The following is a 15,787-nucleotide window of genomic DNA, read 5'->3' as shown; positions in this document are numbered from 1 at the left end:
GTGGCCGGATAGTATAGCTGGCGGTCAAAATACACACGGCAGTCCGTCGGAACGAACGGTCACTCGAAATGGCCCTCGTCTCTGTACTGCTGTGCGTGTTCGACGTAGAGTTCGTGAACCCGGCTGATCTCGGCTCGCTGGTCGTCGGTGAGGGGCCTGGTCTCGGCGGGCGCGCCGTACGCGAGATGCCCCTCCGGAACGGTCTGTCCCTGCGTCACGAGGCTTCCCGCCGCCACGAGACAGTCGGATTCGACGACTGCGTCCGCCTGAACGGTGCTCGACATCCCGACGAGCGAGTGGGACTCGACGGTCGCGTAATCGACGACGACGTTGTGGCCGATAGTCACGCCGTCGCCGATGCTCGCCCCGTGTAGCATCGAGAACTCCTGTACGTTGGTCTCCTCGCCGACGACTGTCGCGCCTCGGTCGCCCCGCAGGCAAACGAACGGCCAGAGGCTCGACCGAGCGCCGACAGTGACGTCTCCCACGAGATACGCCAGTTCGGACTCGAACGCGGTCTGGTCGACTGCCGGTCGCTGGTCCCGTAGCGAACGTCGCATACATCCACTGCGACACTCGCAGGATTAGGTCTTCCGGGACTGGGCGGGCTAGCTGAAACCGAGTACGGTAGAAGCGGGTGAGCGATGTCGAGTGTGGAAAACACAACCGAACGAGGTACTGTCTCGTTCGGAACTGTCTGCCAGCGAGTGAGACTCCCGAGACCGCTTTCAGCTGTCGTCGGTTCGAGTCGGCCGTGACTAGTTTGGAAATTGGTGATTCTGTAGTTTTGCCACTAAAATTATATATCTGTCACCGGTCCGGTTGCAGCGGTGTTCCGTCTGAAAATCGGCTCCCGTCTCGGGTAGCACAACACGGAGGTGTTTTGCGCCGCCAACGGGAGACACAGCGTTTCGACAGTACGTTTCGGCCGTAGTAGATTGAAAATATGCCCGTGTGAGTGGTCTTGATTGCCGAATTGCACCTCATATTGGTATTTTCGACTGCCTCTGTGGCTTCGGGGCAGCGTACAGTCGGAACCACTGGTACTCGATGCCAATCACCGGTTCGCTGACTGCGATCAGATTCGGAGCTTCGGAGCTGACAGGCTATCTATCGGCTTTCCGCATCCAATCGTGGACAGTCTTTCGAGAGTGACGTAGGCAGTCCTATTGGAATATTATATTATATGTGAAAGTGATATCTCTGCCGTGCAAATCTGACTGCTGTTTATCATTTCTCCTCGCGAGAACCGGTCCATATAAACGTTGTCGTGCGTCTCTGTGTGAGCAACGCTGCGAAGCATCTACTCGGTCGGCGGATATAGCGTTGCTGTGACCCTGAATATCGGTTCCGCCCTGACTGGTGGATTCAGTCGTATCGCAAATAGAAACGGAGTGGTCCTCACCCTCGCGTACATGCTACTTGGGCTCGTCTGGCAGGTGGCGTTCTACAGCGCGTTCGTCACGGCGCTACACCGATCGAACCCCCAGATGACAGACGTGCCACTTCCGGCCCTGGACGTTCCGCTCGCCATCTCGGCGGCTGTTGCGGTCCTCTCCCTGCTGTTACTGCAAGTAGCGGCCATCGTTTCGATCCGGACCTTCGTCGGCGGGCAGACGGACGGAATTCCGTCTGAATACTACACCCGGAATATGGTCATCGTTGTGGCCAACGCACTGGTAGGCGGCTTCGTGTACGGTCTCCTCGTGTTCCTTGGGTCACTCCTGTTTCTCGTCCCCGGAATCGTCGCCTACGTCGCGTTCCTGTTCACGCTCGTCTATATCGCCGTCGAGGACGACAATTTCGTCGCCGCCCTCCGGAATAGCTGGACCCTGACACGCGGCCACTGGATCCCGCTGTTCGGGCTGCTCCTGATCGTCTTCGTCGGCTTCGGGCTCGTCCCGGGGATTCTGGCCGCACTGGTTTCGTTCGTCGTCGGCGCGGTCGCGGGCCCGGCGATGAGCACCCTCGCGTCCGGCCTGGTCACGCTGCCGTTCTCACTGCTCGTACTGGGAATCCTGGCAGAGGCGTTCGTCCAGTTGCGCGGCGAGGACGACAGGTCTGAGTTGTAGCCGCGCGCCAGCGAATATTCAACAGTCCGGAGAAACGGCGACACTACTCCGTAACGGTGACTGGGGTATCGAGTCCATCCTGGTCGACGGACACCACTATCGACGTGGCTACGGCTTCAAACTGTTCGCGGTGATGGCCGTCCATACAGATGGTCCGCTCAGTTCGGACGAGACCGGCGTCACGGAGGTCGTTGAGACGGCGGTACGCAGTCGGTCGCGAGACGTCGGCCGCTTCGGCGACGGCACGGCCACACCGCGGTTGCTCCGCCACCGCCTCGTACACGCGACGGGTGTACTGGTCGCCAAAGAGGTCGAACAGTTCGGCCGTCGAGAGATCGACGGTCGTCAGATCGTCCGTGGTGTGGTTCGATTGGCCTTTCGTGAGTTGGGCGGACATACTACGAGAGAGTGGCCCGGGCACACTGAGTATCGATGCTAGCTATTCCGCATACACCGCTCGGTAGACTCTAGCTATGCAGACAGTACGACCGGCGAAGCCCATCAGTTATGAGGATTCAGTGACGAACCCCAGACGACCTATCGAAACAGATGCCAGAACGTGATGCCGTGACCACACTGCGTGCGCTTGTCGTCGATGACGAGCAGGAAGTAGCAGATGCGTATGCCCTTCGGCTTCGAGGGCACTGCGACGTCGAGACAGCCTACAGCGGTGAGACGGCCCTCTCGATCATCGACGAATCGACGGTCGACATCGTCCTCCTGGACCGCCACATGCCGGGTATGTCCGGCGACGACGTGCTGGAGGCGCTAGTCGAACGCGGGTATTACGGCCGGGTCGTGATGGTGACCGCAGTCGACCCCGGGTTCGAGGTGCTCGACATGCCCTTCGACGATTACCTGTGCAAGCCCGTCGAACGCGACGATATACAGGCGGTCGTCGACCAGCAACGGAAGCTGCTGGCGTACGAAACGCTCGGGGAGTTCTTCAGTGCCGAATCGAAGCGGGCGGTGCTCGCTGCCGAGATGAACGCCGAGCAACGTGATGGTCACGACGGATACGCGGCGACGGCGGACAGGGCCCAGCGACTGGAACGACGCGCCCGACGGCTCCTGACCGACGACAGTATCCTCGATCAGTTCGCACAGATCGAACGCGAGGAGTTCTGACTGGCGCTCACCTCGCGACGCTACTCGCGAACCCCTTCTTCCACGAGATACGCGTCCAGTAGTTTTCGTTGTCCCGCTCGGAGATGATACAGCAGCGTGGAATCGCTGATATCGAGCGCGGACGCGACCTCCGCTGCGGTGCTCCCCCGAGGTGATTCGAAATAGTCCGCGAGGTAGGCCGTCCGGAGGGCAGTCCGCTGTCGCTCAGTCAGCCGGTCGTCCAGCTGGTCGCGGAACTCGCGCGCAGTACTCACCGTCCGTTCCCGTTCCGTTTTGGCGACGAACTCGGCGTCGTACTCGTTTCGCACCGTCTCTACGATCCGGCGAACGTCACCGTCCGGCGGCAGGTCGACCACGATTTCGCCGGTCCCCCTGTCGAAGCTCCCTCGCCGAACAGTCCCCCCGAGAGACGAGACCGCGAGCAGCGGTGTCGACCCGGTGATTCCGAGTTCGAGAGTCCCCCCTCGGTCGGACGCATCGATGACTCTGGCTTCGTCGATGCCGTCGACCCTCGAAATCACGGCCTCGGTCGTCTGGACGTCGTAGTCCCTAACGGAGACGAAACACAGCAGCCCGTCATCGCCGCTCGGAACGAGTCCGCCCAGTGTCAGCTCCGAGTCGAACAGCCGGCTCAGCTCTGCCAGCACCGAGCTGTCACCGACCTCGAACGTTATCTCGGCGACACTATCGGAGAGCAGGAGATTCCGGTTTCGGGCGGCAGTGACCCCGAATCCGGCTACCTCGCCCAGGGTCTCGAAACTGGTGCGTTCCCGGTCGGAGAACGCCTCGGTGCCGCCGGCATAGACGCCGACCACACCGTGGACGCTCGAACCGTACACCAGCGGGATGGCCAGTGCCGACTGCACACCGGCGGCGAACCCGGCGATGCGAACGGCTTCGGGCACGCGCTCACTCGCTGCGAGTGGTTGCGCTGTCCGTAGCCGGCCGTCCGCGACGGCGTGTTCTTCGATAGTCGTCGCAGTATCGTCCGCAACCGCGTCGCGTATCGCGGTGGCAATCTGACCGGTGTCGCCCGCCACCGCCTGAACTGTGAGCTCGTCTCCACCGATATCGCGCGCGCCGACCCACGCGAATTCGTACAGTTCGGTTTCGCCGAGCCCCCGACAGAGCGTTTCGGCGATTTCCGCGCGGGACGACGCACTGACGAGCTCACCGAGAATCTCCGACTGTACCCGGTCGATGACGGCCGTCCGTTCGCGTTCTTTCTGCAACCGCTCGACGGACTGTTGGCCCCGCCGCCGGGCGGTGATATTCTGCACGTAGACCGCGGCCCCGTCGTCGGTGGGCACGACCGAGACACTGAGCCACCGCTCCGGGTCCGGATAGTACTCCTCGAAGGCGGTCTCAGTGACAGAGTCGCCGTCGAACGCGACCAACAGGGTGTCTTCGACGGAGCGGGGAAACGTCTCGGAGAGCGGGGCCCCGGCCGGGTCGTCCGCGGTCTGAAGCAACGACTGTGCGGCCTCGTTGACGTCGACGACGGTGCCATCGGTCGCGACCTTGATGAGGCCGACCGGTGCCCGACGTAGCCATTCGTCCATGAGTAGTAGTCTTAAATTGAACGGTGATAATCTATTGCGTCCGGCGATGGCCCGTCGGAACAGCCCCGGGTCGTCTCGGTCGTCCGTGTCTTCACTGACAGCGGGCATACCGATGACTGTGGTGCTCGGGTAACGCGTCGAGTATCGGTGCGGTCCGGTTTCTGGGTCAGAGACTCTGGTGGATGGATTATACCGCTGTCACTACTCCGTACGGATATGGCAGCGATTGATGCGGTAGATGTATCGAAGCAGTATCGAAAACAGGTAGCGCTCGACCGGGTCGATTTCGAGGTCGAGGAAGGCGAGACGTTCGGCTTTCTCGGGCCCAACGGCGCCGGGAAATCGACCTTCATCAACATGCTGCTCGACTTCGCGAAACCGACGGAGGGGTCGGTCAGCATCTTCGGGTACGACTGTCAGCGGGCGGGGGTCGCAGCGCGCGAACGGGTCGGCGTGCTCCCGGAGGGATACTCGGTGTTCGAGGGACTCACCGGCCGCCAGCACATAGAGTACGCGATCAACTCGAAGGAAGTCGACGACGACCCGATAGAGATCCTGGACCGCGTCGGTATCCGCGGTGACGCGGACCGGCAGGCCAGTGAGTACTCCAAGGGGATGGCCCAGCGGCTCGTGTTGGGGATGGCCCTAGTCGGGGAGCCGGACCTGTTGATACTCGACGAACCCAGTACCGGGCTGGACCCCAACGGCGCCGCACAGATGCGTGAGATTCTCCGCGAGGAGAACGCACGCGGTGCGACCGTCTTCTTTTCGAGCCACATCCTCGAACAGGTCGAAGCCGTCTGTGACCGCGTCGGCATCCTGCAGGACGGCGAACTCGTCGCTGTCGACACCATCGCGGGGCTCCGCAGTTCCCTCGGCGGCGGGACCAAACTCGTCATCACCGTCGCCGAGTTCGTCGAGGGAATGCTGGAAGCGATCAGAGCCGTCGACGGCGTCGAGACGGTGGTCACAGCCGGCGACCAGACGATAGAGGTCACCTGCGTCGACGACGCGAAGATGGACATCCTCGTCGAACTCCGGTCGCTGGGCGTCGACGTCGTGAACTTCCGGACCGACGAGGCCTCACTGGAGGACATGTTCATAGAGTACACCGGGGCCCGTAACCGATGACCTGGCAGACCATCGCTCGACAGGACGTCGAGCTGACTGTCGGCGCTCGGTCGAGCAAGCTACTGCTCTGGCTGACAGTCATCAGTGTCCTCCTCGCGGCGTATATCTACCCGATAGTCGGGTCCGCCCCGATAACGACGGCCCGGTTCGGCGGCTTTGTCACGGGCTGGCTCACGACGCTGCTGCCGTTCGTCGGCGTGTTGCTGGGCTACGGCGCGGTGGTGAACGAACGCGAATCCGGCGCCCTCCGCCTCTCGCTCTCCCTGCCGAACAGCCGACTGGACGTGGTTCTCGGGAAGTTCTGTAGCCGCGCGGGCCTCCTGACCGGGGCGCTGCTGGCGGCCATGGCCGGCGCCGGGGTGCTCGTCGTCTATCCGTTCGGCGAGCTCGTGGTCGGCCGGTTCCTGGCGTTCGCGCTACTGACGGTTCTCTTCGGGGTAGTCTGGTGTGGACTCGGCCTCGCGACCTCGCTCGTCGTCGCCACGAGGCGCCGGGCGCTGGTGCTCTCGTTCGCCCTGGTCTTCCTGTTCGTCGTCGTCTGGGACGCTGTCGGGACGGCGCTCAGGGTCGGGCTGAACGCCGCCGGCGTCGTCGACGGCGGTCTGCCCGGCCCGGCGCAGTTCCTCCTCGGCCTCGAACCCGGACACGTGTTCCAGCGAGTCGTCGCCGGGTTCGTGACCAATGGCGGGCCAGTCGACGGCCCGTGGTACCTCGGCGGGTGGGTTGCGCTGGCCCTGCTGGTGCTGTGGAGCGTCGGGCCGCTCGGGCTCGCCTACGCGAGCTTCGCCCGGAGGGACGTGTCATGAGCTGGCGACACATCGCCACCAAGGACCTCCACCAGGCGAGACTGTCGGCCGGGAGCTGGTTGCTCACGTGTCTCTCACTAGTTCTGTACGTGGGATACGCCCTCGCGCACACGTATCTGGGCGCCCCCTCCTTCGGTGCGTTCGTGAGCGGGCTCTCGAACGTGACCGCGCTGAGTCTCCCGGTGTTCGGGCTCTTGCTGGGGTACAAATCGATTATCCACGAACGAAAGAGCGGCAGCCTCTTCCTGACGCTGTCGGCCCCGCAGTCACGGAGTGAGCTCGTCGTCGGGACGGTCGTCGGCCGCGTGGTTGTGTTGCTCGTCCCGACAGTCGTCTCGCTCGCGCTCGCGGGTGTCGTCGGGGCCGTCCGATACGGTACGCAGGGCGCCCTGTTCTATCCCTGGTTCCTGTTCGTGACCGCGCTCTACGGCGTCGCGTTCGTCGCGCTGGCGGTTGGACTGTCCATGTCGACGACTGTCGACCGCCGAGTCACGCTCGGCGCGCTCGGCAGCTACGTGCTCCTGGGACCGTTCTGGGACAGCGTTCACGCGTTCGGACTGCTGATTCTCCACCGGTTCGACCTGAGCGTGTTGTCCGACATGCCCGGCTGGGCGCTCCTGGTCCGGCTGTGGGCGCCCACTGAGGCGTACTACCGCCTCATCGACGCGGGCTTCGAAATCGAGCAGGCGGTACGGTACGTCGGCGGCCCCATCTACGTGGACTGGTGGATGGGACTGGTAGCGTTGCTCGCGTGGTGTACCGTCCCTATCGTACTCGGCTTTCGTCGGTTCAGTATGGCTGACCTCTAGCCGCGTTCGGTTCTCGGACCCGTCACGGTCGAGACGGGGCCGTGTTTCACGAGCAGAAACACGGCTGCAGGGTATACTACTGGGCGACCCGACAGGTAGCCTGGGGCAACGACGACGTGCCTCTGACAGTGCCCGTTGCAGTTGCCCTCCATGGTCGTGTGCCGAAGTCCACTCCGTGGCTTCGCGGCGGTAGCAACGCGAGACCCCACGCTGTAGCCGTGGGAGAAAGCGCGTCAGCTCCGCGGCGAACCCACCGAATCGGCTTTATTTAGCCGCTCAGTGCGTTCGAGACCAGCGAGGCAGCGTCGCTGGTGCTGTGAGACACGCGGCGCGGGATGTCGCTCGAACGGTTCGAGGTCGCCTCGGTGGGCCCGACGACCGCCACGCCACCATCGAATCGTTCCGGTATTGCGCTTACTGAACCACAGCGTAGGCGTGGCGCTATCCCGAGGAAGACCGCGTGACCCAAGAGCGAAGCCACACTGTACGACGAGCTTCGCTATCAGACCGACGGGTTGGACGCTACCCTCGGTCGGAAAGACGAGTCGTCCCTCCACGCGGCGATTGAGCGTGTCGACGGAGAAAGGCGAGGGTTTCTCGACGTGCAACGTCGACGACCATCTCGCCGTGGCGTCGGAGACGCCCGTGTCGGCAGAACGGCAGTCCACCGCTTCAGCGGCGGGTCACTGACAGGCGATGGACTCGGCGACGTCGACGGTCTCGGATTTCTCCAGCGGGCCGGAGACCGTGTATCGGTTACTACCGCAGTCCCAGGCGAGCATCGCCACGGTGGAGTCGCCGACGTCGAGTTCGTCGTACCAGCCGGTCCGGGCACCGACGTCGACGGACTCGAACTGCTCGCTCTCGCTGTAGTTGAAGCCGTCCCCGGAACGCTGACTGACTGTCAGCGTCTCGTTCGCGCCGGCCGTATACCGGAGAGTGAGAGAGACGTCGTCCTCGTGCTCGACGATGTACCCGTCGTCGAAGCTGTAGTTGGCGGGCAGCGTCGGCGAGGGAACGTTCTGCGTCGCGTTCGCTCGGAGGTTCGAGAGCGACTCGTAGCTCGTCATGTCGTATCCGGCGCTCCCGGGTTCCTCGGCGTCATCGGGGATATCGATAGTGAACCGGTCGTCCGACAGCGACTCGTTCAGGCTCACGTTCCGGTACCGCTGGGTCGTCTCGAAGCTGTAGTCGTCGGAACTGACGGCCGTCTGTGCCTGTGTCGGGAAGTAGGTCTCCGCGTCGAGCCACACGGTGACGTCGACCGAGCCCGTCACCATCGTGCCCGTCGTGTTCGGTTCGAGCGAGAGCCGGTAGGTCTCCTCGCCGTCGAGTTGTTCGCGTCCCTCGAACGCTGCGTCGCTGTTGTTGATTAGTCGGTCGAGTCCAGTCGGGTCGAGCTGTCGGTCGCCGAAAGAGGAGTTGAACCGGGAGACCGTGTTCTCCTCGGCGTTGTACGTCACCGTGGCGCTCCCGTTGCGGACGGTGATAGTCTCGCCGTAGTCGGACGTGCGTTCGGTCCGGGTTCGGTTGTTTTCGTAGTCGACCCACACGGTTCGCTCGGTGCTGTGAGTCTCGTTACCGTCCATCGTGATGTCCGTCTCGACGGTCATCACGAGCGTATCGAGCGAGGAGGTGCGGTTCTGGAAGGTCGACAGAACCTCGTCCGCGGTAGGTGTCTCGTTGCCGTGTTCGGTATCGCTCTCGCCGGATTCGGTGGCGTCGTCAGTCGGTGTCGGAGTCGGCTGTACCGCTGCTGCGTCCTGTTGGGGCATCTGTACTGCGCCGGCTGTCACACCGGCCAGCACGAGGAGGGCCCCCATCAGTACCGCGAAGAGCGGGGCCTTGAGTATGTCAGGGTTCATTACGTCCGAGGTTTACCACGGAACCGGTATAATAGCGGGAACAAAGTATCCACGCCAGAAAACCACCCAAAGATATATTTGGTACCCTCCGACGGTCGGAGCAGAACTGTCGTCGCCCCATCGCGAGTGCGAACCCCTGAGAGAGTTGTGACGGCCGGGTACGTCGGCGCAGTATGGGTGCACACTGGATGGTGTTGTCAGCGATGGGTGACGAGTTTCCCACGGCTGGTCGGTCACCGTTAAATCTACGCTGTGCTCCACGTGAGCAGTGTGAACCGCCACAGTGCATCTGTCACAGCCGCCTTTAACGTCCGCCCCGTGTTTCCGCGTCAGAATCGGCAAGCAATACTATACCGGTATCCAAACCAGCAGTAGCGTATGTACGGTCATCAGAACGCACTCGGCCGAGGGCACACCCGGCAGCCATCGAGTCGAGTCGATATCCGGTGTGAACTCACAGGGGAGACCTAGGACACGATGACGGACGAACACACGGTAGCGATCGCGTTCAGCGAATTCCCGGATCCCGTCGTCGCCTACGCTATGGAGGGCGACGAGCCCCGTATCGCGGCGATAAACGAAGCCTTCGAGTCGCGTCTCTCCGCGGTCTCCGCCGAGACGCCAGTCACCGAGCTCTTCGAGCGATTTAGCGTGGTCGAGTCGAACGGTGACGAGGAGCCGGTAACACACGTCACCCGCGGTGACAGCGTCAGTATCTACCTCGACGACAGCGGCGAACTGGGGCCGTTCTTCGTCCGAGTCCTCCCCACCGGCGATGCCACGGGGTATCTCGTTTTCTCCGATGTGAGTGGGTATCCCGATATCACCGACACGCCGGCAGTAAGTCGGGCTAGCAGTGTAATCAGTCACGACCTCCGCAACCATCTGGATGTCGCCAAAGCGCACCTTCAGGCCGCACAGGAGACGGGCGCCCCCGAACACTTCGAGGCGATATCTAACGCGCACGACCGGATGGAACGGATTATCCGCGACGTCCTCACGGTCACGCGAGACGAGCCCGTTGTGACCTCCTCCGAACAGGTCACAATCAGGAACACGGTAACCGAGGCGTGGCAATCCGTCGATACCGGGGCGGCGACACTCGATATCGGAAACGCGCTGCCGACGGTCACCGCCGACGCTGATCGCGTCCGGAGACTGTTCGAGAATCTCTTCCGGAACAGCGCGGAACACGGCTCGGAGGTCGACAGTCAGTCCGAAGCCGGAACTGCCGGGAGCCAGGTGACAGTTACCGTCGGTCCGCTGGAAAACGGCTTCTACGTGTCCGACGACGGGGTCGGTATTCCGCCGGACGAACGGGACAGAATCACCGAGCCCGGCTACTCGACTCGGAGTGGCGGTACTGGCCTCGGTCTCGCGATTGTCGAACAGATCGTCGCTGCACACGGCTGGGAGCTGACAGTGACGTCGGCCACGGACGGCGGCGCGCGTTTCGAGATCGGATTCTAAAACACGCGTTGTACCCGTCTGCCCCGGACCACGGCACACTGCCGTGGACCGGTCACTGGGCTCCGAGAACGAGGACACGATACTGATAGCGGGGTGAGACGGCCCCCGCCGCCGTATCGAGCCGTAAGCGCCGTCGGAGCGTCGGTTACGCCGATCTGCGGAAATCCGAGCCCGTCCCGGATTTGGAAGCCACCGACGGCACCCACCGTATCATCGGCTGTCCAACGCCAGAAAATTAAGACTACAGCGAGAGACCCTATCGATGGCCCTGATTGCAACTTTGAGTTCCCTCCTGTTGAACGCGGTGGCAGTCGCGTTGCTGGGCTGGACGGCCTGGAGAGCGCTACAGGCCCGGGAGCAACCCAGTGCGGAACCGTTCATCGCAATACTCGCTATGCTGACGCTGTGGGGGGTGTTCTCTTTCGTGGCCGAACTCCCCAGCGTGCCTGGTGTGAGTTCCCTCCAGTCGGTCTTGGAACTGGGAGAGATCGGCATCGCGATGATTATCCCCGGTCTCTGGACCATCTACGTACTGAGTTACACCGGTCGCGGAACCGGGCTGACGTGGCGACGGGTCGCGTTGCTCGCTGGCATCGCGCTTCCGGTCCTCCTGGGCGGGATTGTCCTTGCGGTGGCACCGCCGGAGGCCCCCGTCGAACAACTGATTGCTCCACTGGTTGGCACCGAACTGCTGTATCTGTTCGCGCTGTTCCTGTACGCGACGTATCTCCTGGTCGACCTCGGTGGCAACCACGCCCGTGTGTCCAACACCCACGTAGCGATACTGACAGTCGGTGTCTTCGCACCGTATCTCGTCAGTCTGGTCGGGAACAACACCTCGATGGTCGCCAACACGACCGTCGGCCTGCTTCTGTCAGGTGGACTTCTCGCGGTTGCCGTGCGGCGGTATCCGGTCATGACCGGCTTTCCGAAAGCGGATTACATCGCACGAACGCGTGTGGTCGAGACGCTTCAGGAGGCAGTCGTGGTTCTGGACTGGGACGACCACGTCCTCGATGTCAACGAGACGGCGGTGGAGGCGTTCGGCGGCTCAGTGGCGACGATGATCGGTGAACCGATCCGGACGGTCATCGACGGCCTCGAACAGACCGAACTCTCAGCCGGTGCGACGGGTACCGTCGGACTCCAGAGCTCGATGGGCCGTCGCCAGTTCCAATTTAGCGTCTCCTCGGTTACGGACTCGCCGGCAGGCGACGGTGACGACCCCGTGGCCAGAACGGTGCTCTTCCGGGACGTGACCGAACAGCAAACCAGGGAGCAGCGGCTCGCTGTCCTCAACCGTATTCTCCGACACAACGTGCGGAGCGACCTCGATGTGATACTGGCGTATGCCGACCACATCGACGACGACGGCATACAGACGAGCATCCGAGACAGCGCGACCGAACTCCTCGAACTGAGCAAGAAGATCAGAGAGTCCGAAGAGCTCATGACGGCGAGCACCGACACCCCGGAGCCGGTCGACCTCACCGAGGTCGCGGAGTCCGTGGTAAACGAGTTCGAGACGAGTGAGTGCAGCGGTGAGATATCGCTCGACTGCCCCGAGGAGGCCTCGCTCTCCTCTCATCGATTCGTCCTCAGACAACTGCTCGCTGAACTAGTCGAAAACGCGCTCGTCCACTCGGACAAAGAGACACCGCGAGTCGACGTGCGCGTTCGACAGGAGCCTGACACAGCAACCAGAATAACCGTCGCCGACAACGGACCCGGCCTCCCGGAACGGGAACAGGAAATCTTGGCCGCCGGAACCGAGACCCAACTGAAGCACGCACGAGGAATCGGGCTCTGGTTTGTCAGCTGGGCCGTCACGCAGTTGGGTGGCGAGCTTTCCTTCCATCGGAACGACCCAGAAGGAAGCGTCGTCACGGTCCAGCTGTACAGTATGACGAGCAAGTAGTCGGCTGCAACCCGTTATCTTACACCGCTACCAGTGTAAAATTCTGTTCAATTGCGAAGTATTTAACTGCCCGTCATCAGCATTTACTATCATGGTATGGGGGAACGCCACGGCTATCGGGGGAAGTGTCGCACTCGTTATCGTAGTTACCACGGGGCTCGTCCTCGGCGCTGGGACGACCACAGTGGGCATACAGCCGGAAACAGCGACACTCGAAAGTGGCGACACGGCCACGGTGGACGTCGTTGTCGACTCGGTCGACGACGGCGTCGGGTCGATCGATATCGAGGTCGCCGTCAACGATAGCCGAGTGGCCGCCATCACGAACGTCAGTGTCGCCGGCAATCCCGACAGAGTCCGGACCAGAGGTGGAGACGACAGTGTCCGTATCGGGGCTACCGGGATGGACACCGCGGACACGGGGTCAGTCACCGTCGCTACGGTGTCGGTCATCGGGAAAGCGGCGGGGACGACCGACCTCGACCTAACGGTCGCCGCACTGGGGAACGAGTCCGGGTCGACCTACGACGTGAGTGGGACGAACGGTGGCACACTCACTGTCGAGGGCGCCAGTACTCCGACTCCCACTCCGACTCCGACACCAACGCCGACGCCGACGCCAGACGATGACAACGATGATTCTGATGCTGGCTCGGACGGTGGGAGCGACCCCTACAGCGGCAGGGACGACGCCTCCGACGACGACAGTCCCGAACCCACCGAGACTGACACTGCGACGGCAACGCCGACCACAACCCCGGAAACTGTCACGCCGGCCCCAACTGAGACCGCGACTGTCACACCCACGACCGAGACCGCTACTGGCCCACCCACGGAGCAACCTGAGCCGACCCCGTCGACCGACGGAACCGCGACGAGCACTGCCACGGCCCAAAGCGATTCCGGCCTGCCACTGGCGCCGCTGGCTCTCGGGGCGGTCGTCGTCGCACTCGTCGGGGGGGCGCTGTACTACCGCTCCGGCTGATTCTACCACCGGCCACACAGCTGGCTTCGCACGCCACGACCGGTTCGGGCCGGGGATTGTGCCCCCGTGAGGACACAGTGTCGGTGCGTTCTAGGACACGATAGCTGCTTGATAACCGGCGGTAGGACACCTCTCCGAACGCTGCGTTGTCGGCCCCGCCCGCCGTGTTGCTGACCGGCGAACACCGCGCCTGAGTCTTGGCTCGACAGTGTTCGGGCTCGGTGCTGTTGTCAGTCGGTTCTGGGAGGTCTCGGTCGTCGACGGACTGTGGACCAGAGCTGATTTTCAGACCCCCGCACCCCACAGCGGAACGCAAAATCGTCGTCGTGACCGGCTACTGCGGGCTAACTGTGGCAACCAGCGCCTGTTCAGACGTAGTTGCGTTCAGTTCCAGCCTGATGGATTGCGCGCGCGAACGAGCAAAGTCTAGTTACCAGAATTACCGGACACGTAGCGACCATAGCTATACGCAAGCCAGATGAGCGAGGCCGGAATGGCGATGTATTTCAGGAACTCCATAACCGTGATGTAGAGGACAGCTGTCTGACCGACTGAACCTAGTTGTGGAAGCCACACAGGTAAGTCGGCAGATCCCGTTGCAAAGCCTGAAAACGCTATTCGCAGCAGTTCGTTACCAATCGCTGTAACGGCAAGCAATCCGAGACAGAAGATCACGGGGAGCTGAAAGGAGAGCTCAGTGCGCAGCGCTTTCACCAGCGACATATCGTGCAAGTCACAACTGAGCGCAAAACGTGTTGTGGTCAGATATCCGTTCACTACATTACCCGTATCGACCGATTCTATCTGCACTGACGGGCAGGTGTGCAGATAGTCCGCCTGTGACTGCTACTCGGGCTCGACGACATCGCTACAGTTCGGACACTCGGCCCACATGCCAGTCGGCCCTTCGGTGGTCTCGTACTCGCTGAGGAGCCACGACTCAGTAATCGACGCCCACACAGTGGACAATCGCCGAGGTTGTCCAATGTCATGCAAAGAAAGGGTCCAGAGCGTGTGACAGGATCCGTCCAGTATAGAGCAGGAGACGTAAGCCGTCCCCGAGATAACGTTTCTCGAGCAACTCCTCTGCAGTCTCCACAGACATCGTCAGAATCGCCGTCGAGGACGAGCGTGTGCGAGTAGTTGTCCCGTCGTAGACGATCACGTCGCCGGAGTCACACATCAGCCCCGCCTCCAGCCGGTGACCGAACAGTTATCAGGCGGGTCGCGGTGGGTCCAAGTGGGACAGGACCCGGCGCCGCTGTCGGTCATGTTTGGCACCACCGCTCGGGTCCCCGTCCCGTGTGTCTGCTACCGGGCGCTGGTCACGCCCGGCAAGTCCTCGACTCGAGGAGCGACTGTGCTGGATGTGCCCCCGTACTGGATTTTGATAGCTACAAAGCGTCTCCCGCGACTGCGAGGCCCTCGACTTGAGCGACAGTCCACAGGCGCCCCAGCGACGAGGGACCGCTCTGGTGGGAGCCCTGTTCGATCGCCGTCGAGCCGTGCAGCCATTCGAGGAGTGCGATGGCGTCGGGTCCCGGTTACACAGGTGTAACTGGTGTTATTTTGTCACCGGGGCGACTACTCCCGGTGCGGCTTGGGCTGTCAGAGGAACACCCAATTGGCCGGCGCCGTCGCGCCGGCCTCGTGTTTCGTGGACTACTGTCCGTAACAGGTCCCGAAAGCTGCGGCGTTGGACGCCTGAGTGTCGTTTTTTGTCACTGGAATTCGATGCCAGGCCGAAGCGTCCGTGAGGCCCACAGCCGAACGACTCCGTCGAAAGTACGAACAGCAGCACGACGGACTCGCGCCCGCTGCCGATCAGCTACGTAAAATCCGCTGTCGCGAGAGGGTCGACACTCTCTTCGGTTGTTTCCGTACAGCCACATCGCTGTCATTTTGCGTAAATACGGAAAGCCCACTGCGGAGAGATGACTCTCCGCAGTAGGCTGAAAAACCGGAATGAATGGTGGCGGCGAACCGGATTTCCCAGAGGCTCGCGCACTCCAGTACTCGCCGGAACGCTGGTGAGCTTATC

The 15,787-nt window shown here is 62.4% G+C and carries 14 protein-coding genes; 8 read left to right on the top strand and 6 right to left on the bottom strand.

Going from position 1 to position 15,787, the window contains the following annotated elements; all coding sequences use genetic code 11:
• Positions 1-59: 59 nt before the first annotated feature.
• The gene (locus NDI56_RS16210; RefSeq protein ID WP_310920703.1) at positions 60-560 is read right to left on the bottom strand and encodes a gamma carbonic anhydrase family protein; all 501 of its coding nucleotides are present in this window, start codon (positions 558-560) and stop codon (positions 60-62) included.
• Between the two features lie 771 nt (positions 561-1,331).
• On the opposite strand from NDI56_RS16210, the gene NDI56_RS16205 reads away from it, so the two are divergent.
• A complete protein-coding gene (locus NDI56_RS16205; RefSeq protein WP_310920702.1) occupies positions 1,332-2,072 on the top strand; it encodes a DUF7847 domain-containing protein in 741 nt (246 codons plus the stop codon).
• Positions 2,073-2,115: 43 nt separating this feature from the next.
• Here NDI56_RS16205 and NDI56_RS16200 read toward each other — a convergent pair whose 3' ends face one another.
• On the bottom strand, positions 2,116-2,469 hold the full coding sequence (locus tag NDI56_RS16200; RefSeq protein WP_310920701.1) for a winged helix-turn-helix domain-containing protein: 354 nt from the start codon (positions 2,467-2,469) through the stop codon (positions 2,116-2,118).
• A 152-nt stretch (positions 2,470-2,621) separates the two neighbouring features.
• Here NDI56_RS16200 and NDI56_RS16195 point away from each other — a divergent pair, with 152 nt between their 5' ends.
• On the top strand, positions 2,622-3,200 hold the full coding sequence (locus NDI56_RS16195; protein WP_310920700.1) for a response regulator: 579 nt from the start codon (positions 2,622-2,624) through the stop codon (positions 3,198-3,200).
• Between the two features lie 20 nt (positions 3,201-3,220).
• On the opposite strand, the gene NDI56_RS16190 is transcribed toward NDI56_RS16195, so the two are convergent.
• Entirely contained in the window at positions 3,221-4,762 is a 1,542-nt protein-coding gene (locus tag NDI56_RS16190) for a bacterio-opsin activator domain-containing protein (RefSeq protein WP_310920699.1), read from the bottom strand.
• 216 nt (positions 4,763-4,978) lie between these two features.
• Here NDI56_RS16190 and NDI56_RS16185 point away from each other — a divergent pair, with 216 nt between their 5' ends.
• From NDI56_RS16185 to NDI56_RS16175, 3 genes are read left to right on the top strand one after another with little or no spacing between them, the layout of a single operon-like run.
• A complete protein-coding gene (locus NDI56_RS16185) occupies positions 4,979-5,893 on the top strand; it encodes an ABC transporter ATP-binding protein (RefSeq protein WP_310920698.1) in 915 nt (304 codons plus the stop codon).
• Positions 5,890-6,699 (top strand): ABC transporter permease subunit, encoded by an 810-nt coding sequence (locus NDI56_RS16180; RefSeq protein WP_310920697.1) that lies wholly within the window; start codon positions 5,890-5,892, stop codon positions 6,697-6,699. The genes NDI56_RS16185 and NDI56_RS16180 overlap by 4 nt, the downstream gene beginning before the upstream one ends.
• Positions 6,696-7,508 (top strand): ABC transporter permease subunit, encoded by an 813-nt coding sequence (locus tag NDI56_RS16175; RefSeq protein ID WP_310920695.1) that lies wholly within the window; start codon positions 6,696-6,698, stop codon positions 7,506-7,508. The genes NDI56_RS16180 and NDI56_RS16175 overlap by 4 nt, the downstream gene beginning before the upstream one ends.
• A gap of 683 nt (positions 7,509-8,191) precedes the next feature.
• On the opposite strand, the gene NDI56_RS16170 is transcribed toward NDI56_RS16175, so the two are convergent.
• Positions 8,192-9,373, bottom strand: a complete 1,182-nt coding sequence (locus NDI56_RS16170) for an outer membrane lipoprotein-sorting protein (protein WP_310920693.1) — start codon at positions 9,371-9,373, stop codon at positions 8,192-8,194.
• Between the two features lie 477 nt (positions 9,374-9,850).
• Here NDI56_RS16170 and NDI56_RS16165 point away from each other — a divergent pair, with 477 nt between their 5' ends.
• The 3 genes from NDI56_RS16165 to NDI56_RS16155 all read left to right on the top strand — a co-directional run bounded on the left by NDI56_RS16165 (position 9,851) and on the right by NDI56_RS16155 (position 13,746).
• Complete coding sequence (locus NDI56_RS16165; protein WP_310920691.1) at positions 9,851-10,843, top strand: sensor histidine kinase; 993 nt, start codon at positions 9,851-9,853, stop codon at positions 10,841-10,843.
• Between the two features lie 262 nt (positions 10,844-11,105).
• A complete protein-coding gene (locus NDI56_RS16160; protein ID WP_310920689.1) occupies positions 11,106-12,761 on the top strand; it encodes an ATP-binding protein in 1,656 nt (551 codons plus the stop codon).
• A 91-nt stretch (positions 12,762-12,852) separates the two neighbouring features.
• Positions 12,853-13,746, top strand: a complete 894-nt coding sequence (locus NDI56_RS16155) for a hypothetical protein (RefSeq protein WP_310920688.1) — start codon at positions 12,853-12,855, stop codon at positions 13,744-13,746.
• 426 nt (positions 13,747-14,172) lie between these two features.
• On the opposite strand, the gene NDI56_RS16150 is transcribed toward NDI56_RS16155, so the two are convergent.
• Together NDI56_RS16150 and NDI56_RS21880 are read right to left on the bottom strand one after the other, a co-directional pair.
• Positions 14,173-14,469 (bottom strand): hypothetical protein, encoded by a 297-nt coding sequence (locus tag NDI56_RS16150; RefSeq protein ID WP_310920687.1) that lies wholly within the window; start codon positions 14,467-14,469, stop codon positions 14,173-14,175.
• A 123-nt stretch (positions 14,470-14,592) separates the two neighbouring features.
• On the bottom strand, positions 14,593-14,706 hold the full coding sequence (locus NDI56_RS21880; RefSeq protein WP_470303422.1) for a DUF7837 family putative zinc-binding protein: 114 nt from the start codon (positions 14,704-14,706) through the stop codon (positions 14,593-14,595).
• Positions 14,707-15,787 lie beyond the last annotated feature (1,081 nt).

It is taken from the genome of Halomicroarcula saliterrae (genome assembly GCF_031624395.1).
Taxonomy (GTDB): Archaea; Halobacteriota; Halobacteria; order Halobacteriales; family Haloarculaceae; genus Haloarcula; species Haloarcula saliterrae.
The sequence above is the reverse complement of the archived record's forward strand: the minus strand, read 5'-3'. Positions and strand labels throughout refer to the sequence as shown.

Bases quoted from the DNA above. Each gene is read 5' to 3' on its own strand.
- NDI56_RS16170 (WP_310920693.1), bottom strand. From the start codon at position 9,373: ATGAACCCTGACATACTCAAGGCCCCGCTCTTCGCGGTACTGATGGGG.
- NDI56_RS16160 (WP_310920689.1), top strand. From the start codon at position 11,106: ATGGCCCTGATTGCAACTTTGAGTTCCCTCCTGTTGAACGCGGTGGCA.
- NDI56_RS16165 (WP_310920691.1), top strand. From the start codon at position 9,851: ATGACGGACGAACACACGGTAGCGATCGCGTTCAGCGAATTCCCGGAT.
- NDI56_RS16175 (WP_310920695.1), top strand. From the start codon at position 6,696: ATGAGCTGGCGACACATCGCCACCAAGGACCTCCACCAGGCGAGACTG.
- NDI56_RS16210 (WP_310920703.1), bottom strand. From the start codon at position 560: ATGCGACGTTCGCTACGGGACCAGCGACCGGCAGTCGACCAGACCGCG.
- NDI56_RS16185 (WP_310920698.1), top strand. From the start codon at position 4,979: ATGGCAGCGATTGATGCGGTAGATGTATCGAAGCAGTATCGAAAACAG.
- NDI56_RS16190 (WP_310920699.1), bottom strand. From the start codon at position 4,762: ATGGACGAATGGCTACGTCGGGCACCGGTCGGCCTCATCAAGGTCGCG.
- NDI56_RS16155 (WP_310920688.1), top strand. From the start codon at position 12,853: ATGGTATGGGGGAACGCCACGGCTATCGGGGGAAGTGTCGCACTCGTT.
- NDI56_RS16195 (WP_310920700.1), top strand. From the start codon at position 2,622: ATGCCAGAACGTGATGCCGTGACCACACTGCGTGCGCTTGTCGTCGAT.
- NDI56_RS16200 (WP_310920701.1), bottom strand. From the start codon at position 2,469: ATGTCCGCCCAACTCACGAAAGGCCAATCGAACCACACCACGGACGAT.
- NDI56_RS16180 (WP_310920697.1), top strand. From the start codon at position 5,890: ATGACCTGGCAGACCATCGCTCGACAGGACGTCGAGCTGACTGTCGGC.
- NDI56_RS16150 (WP_310920687.1), bottom strand. From the start codon at position 14,469: ATGTCGCTGGTGAAAGCGCTGCGCACTGAGCTCTCCTTTCAGCTCCCC.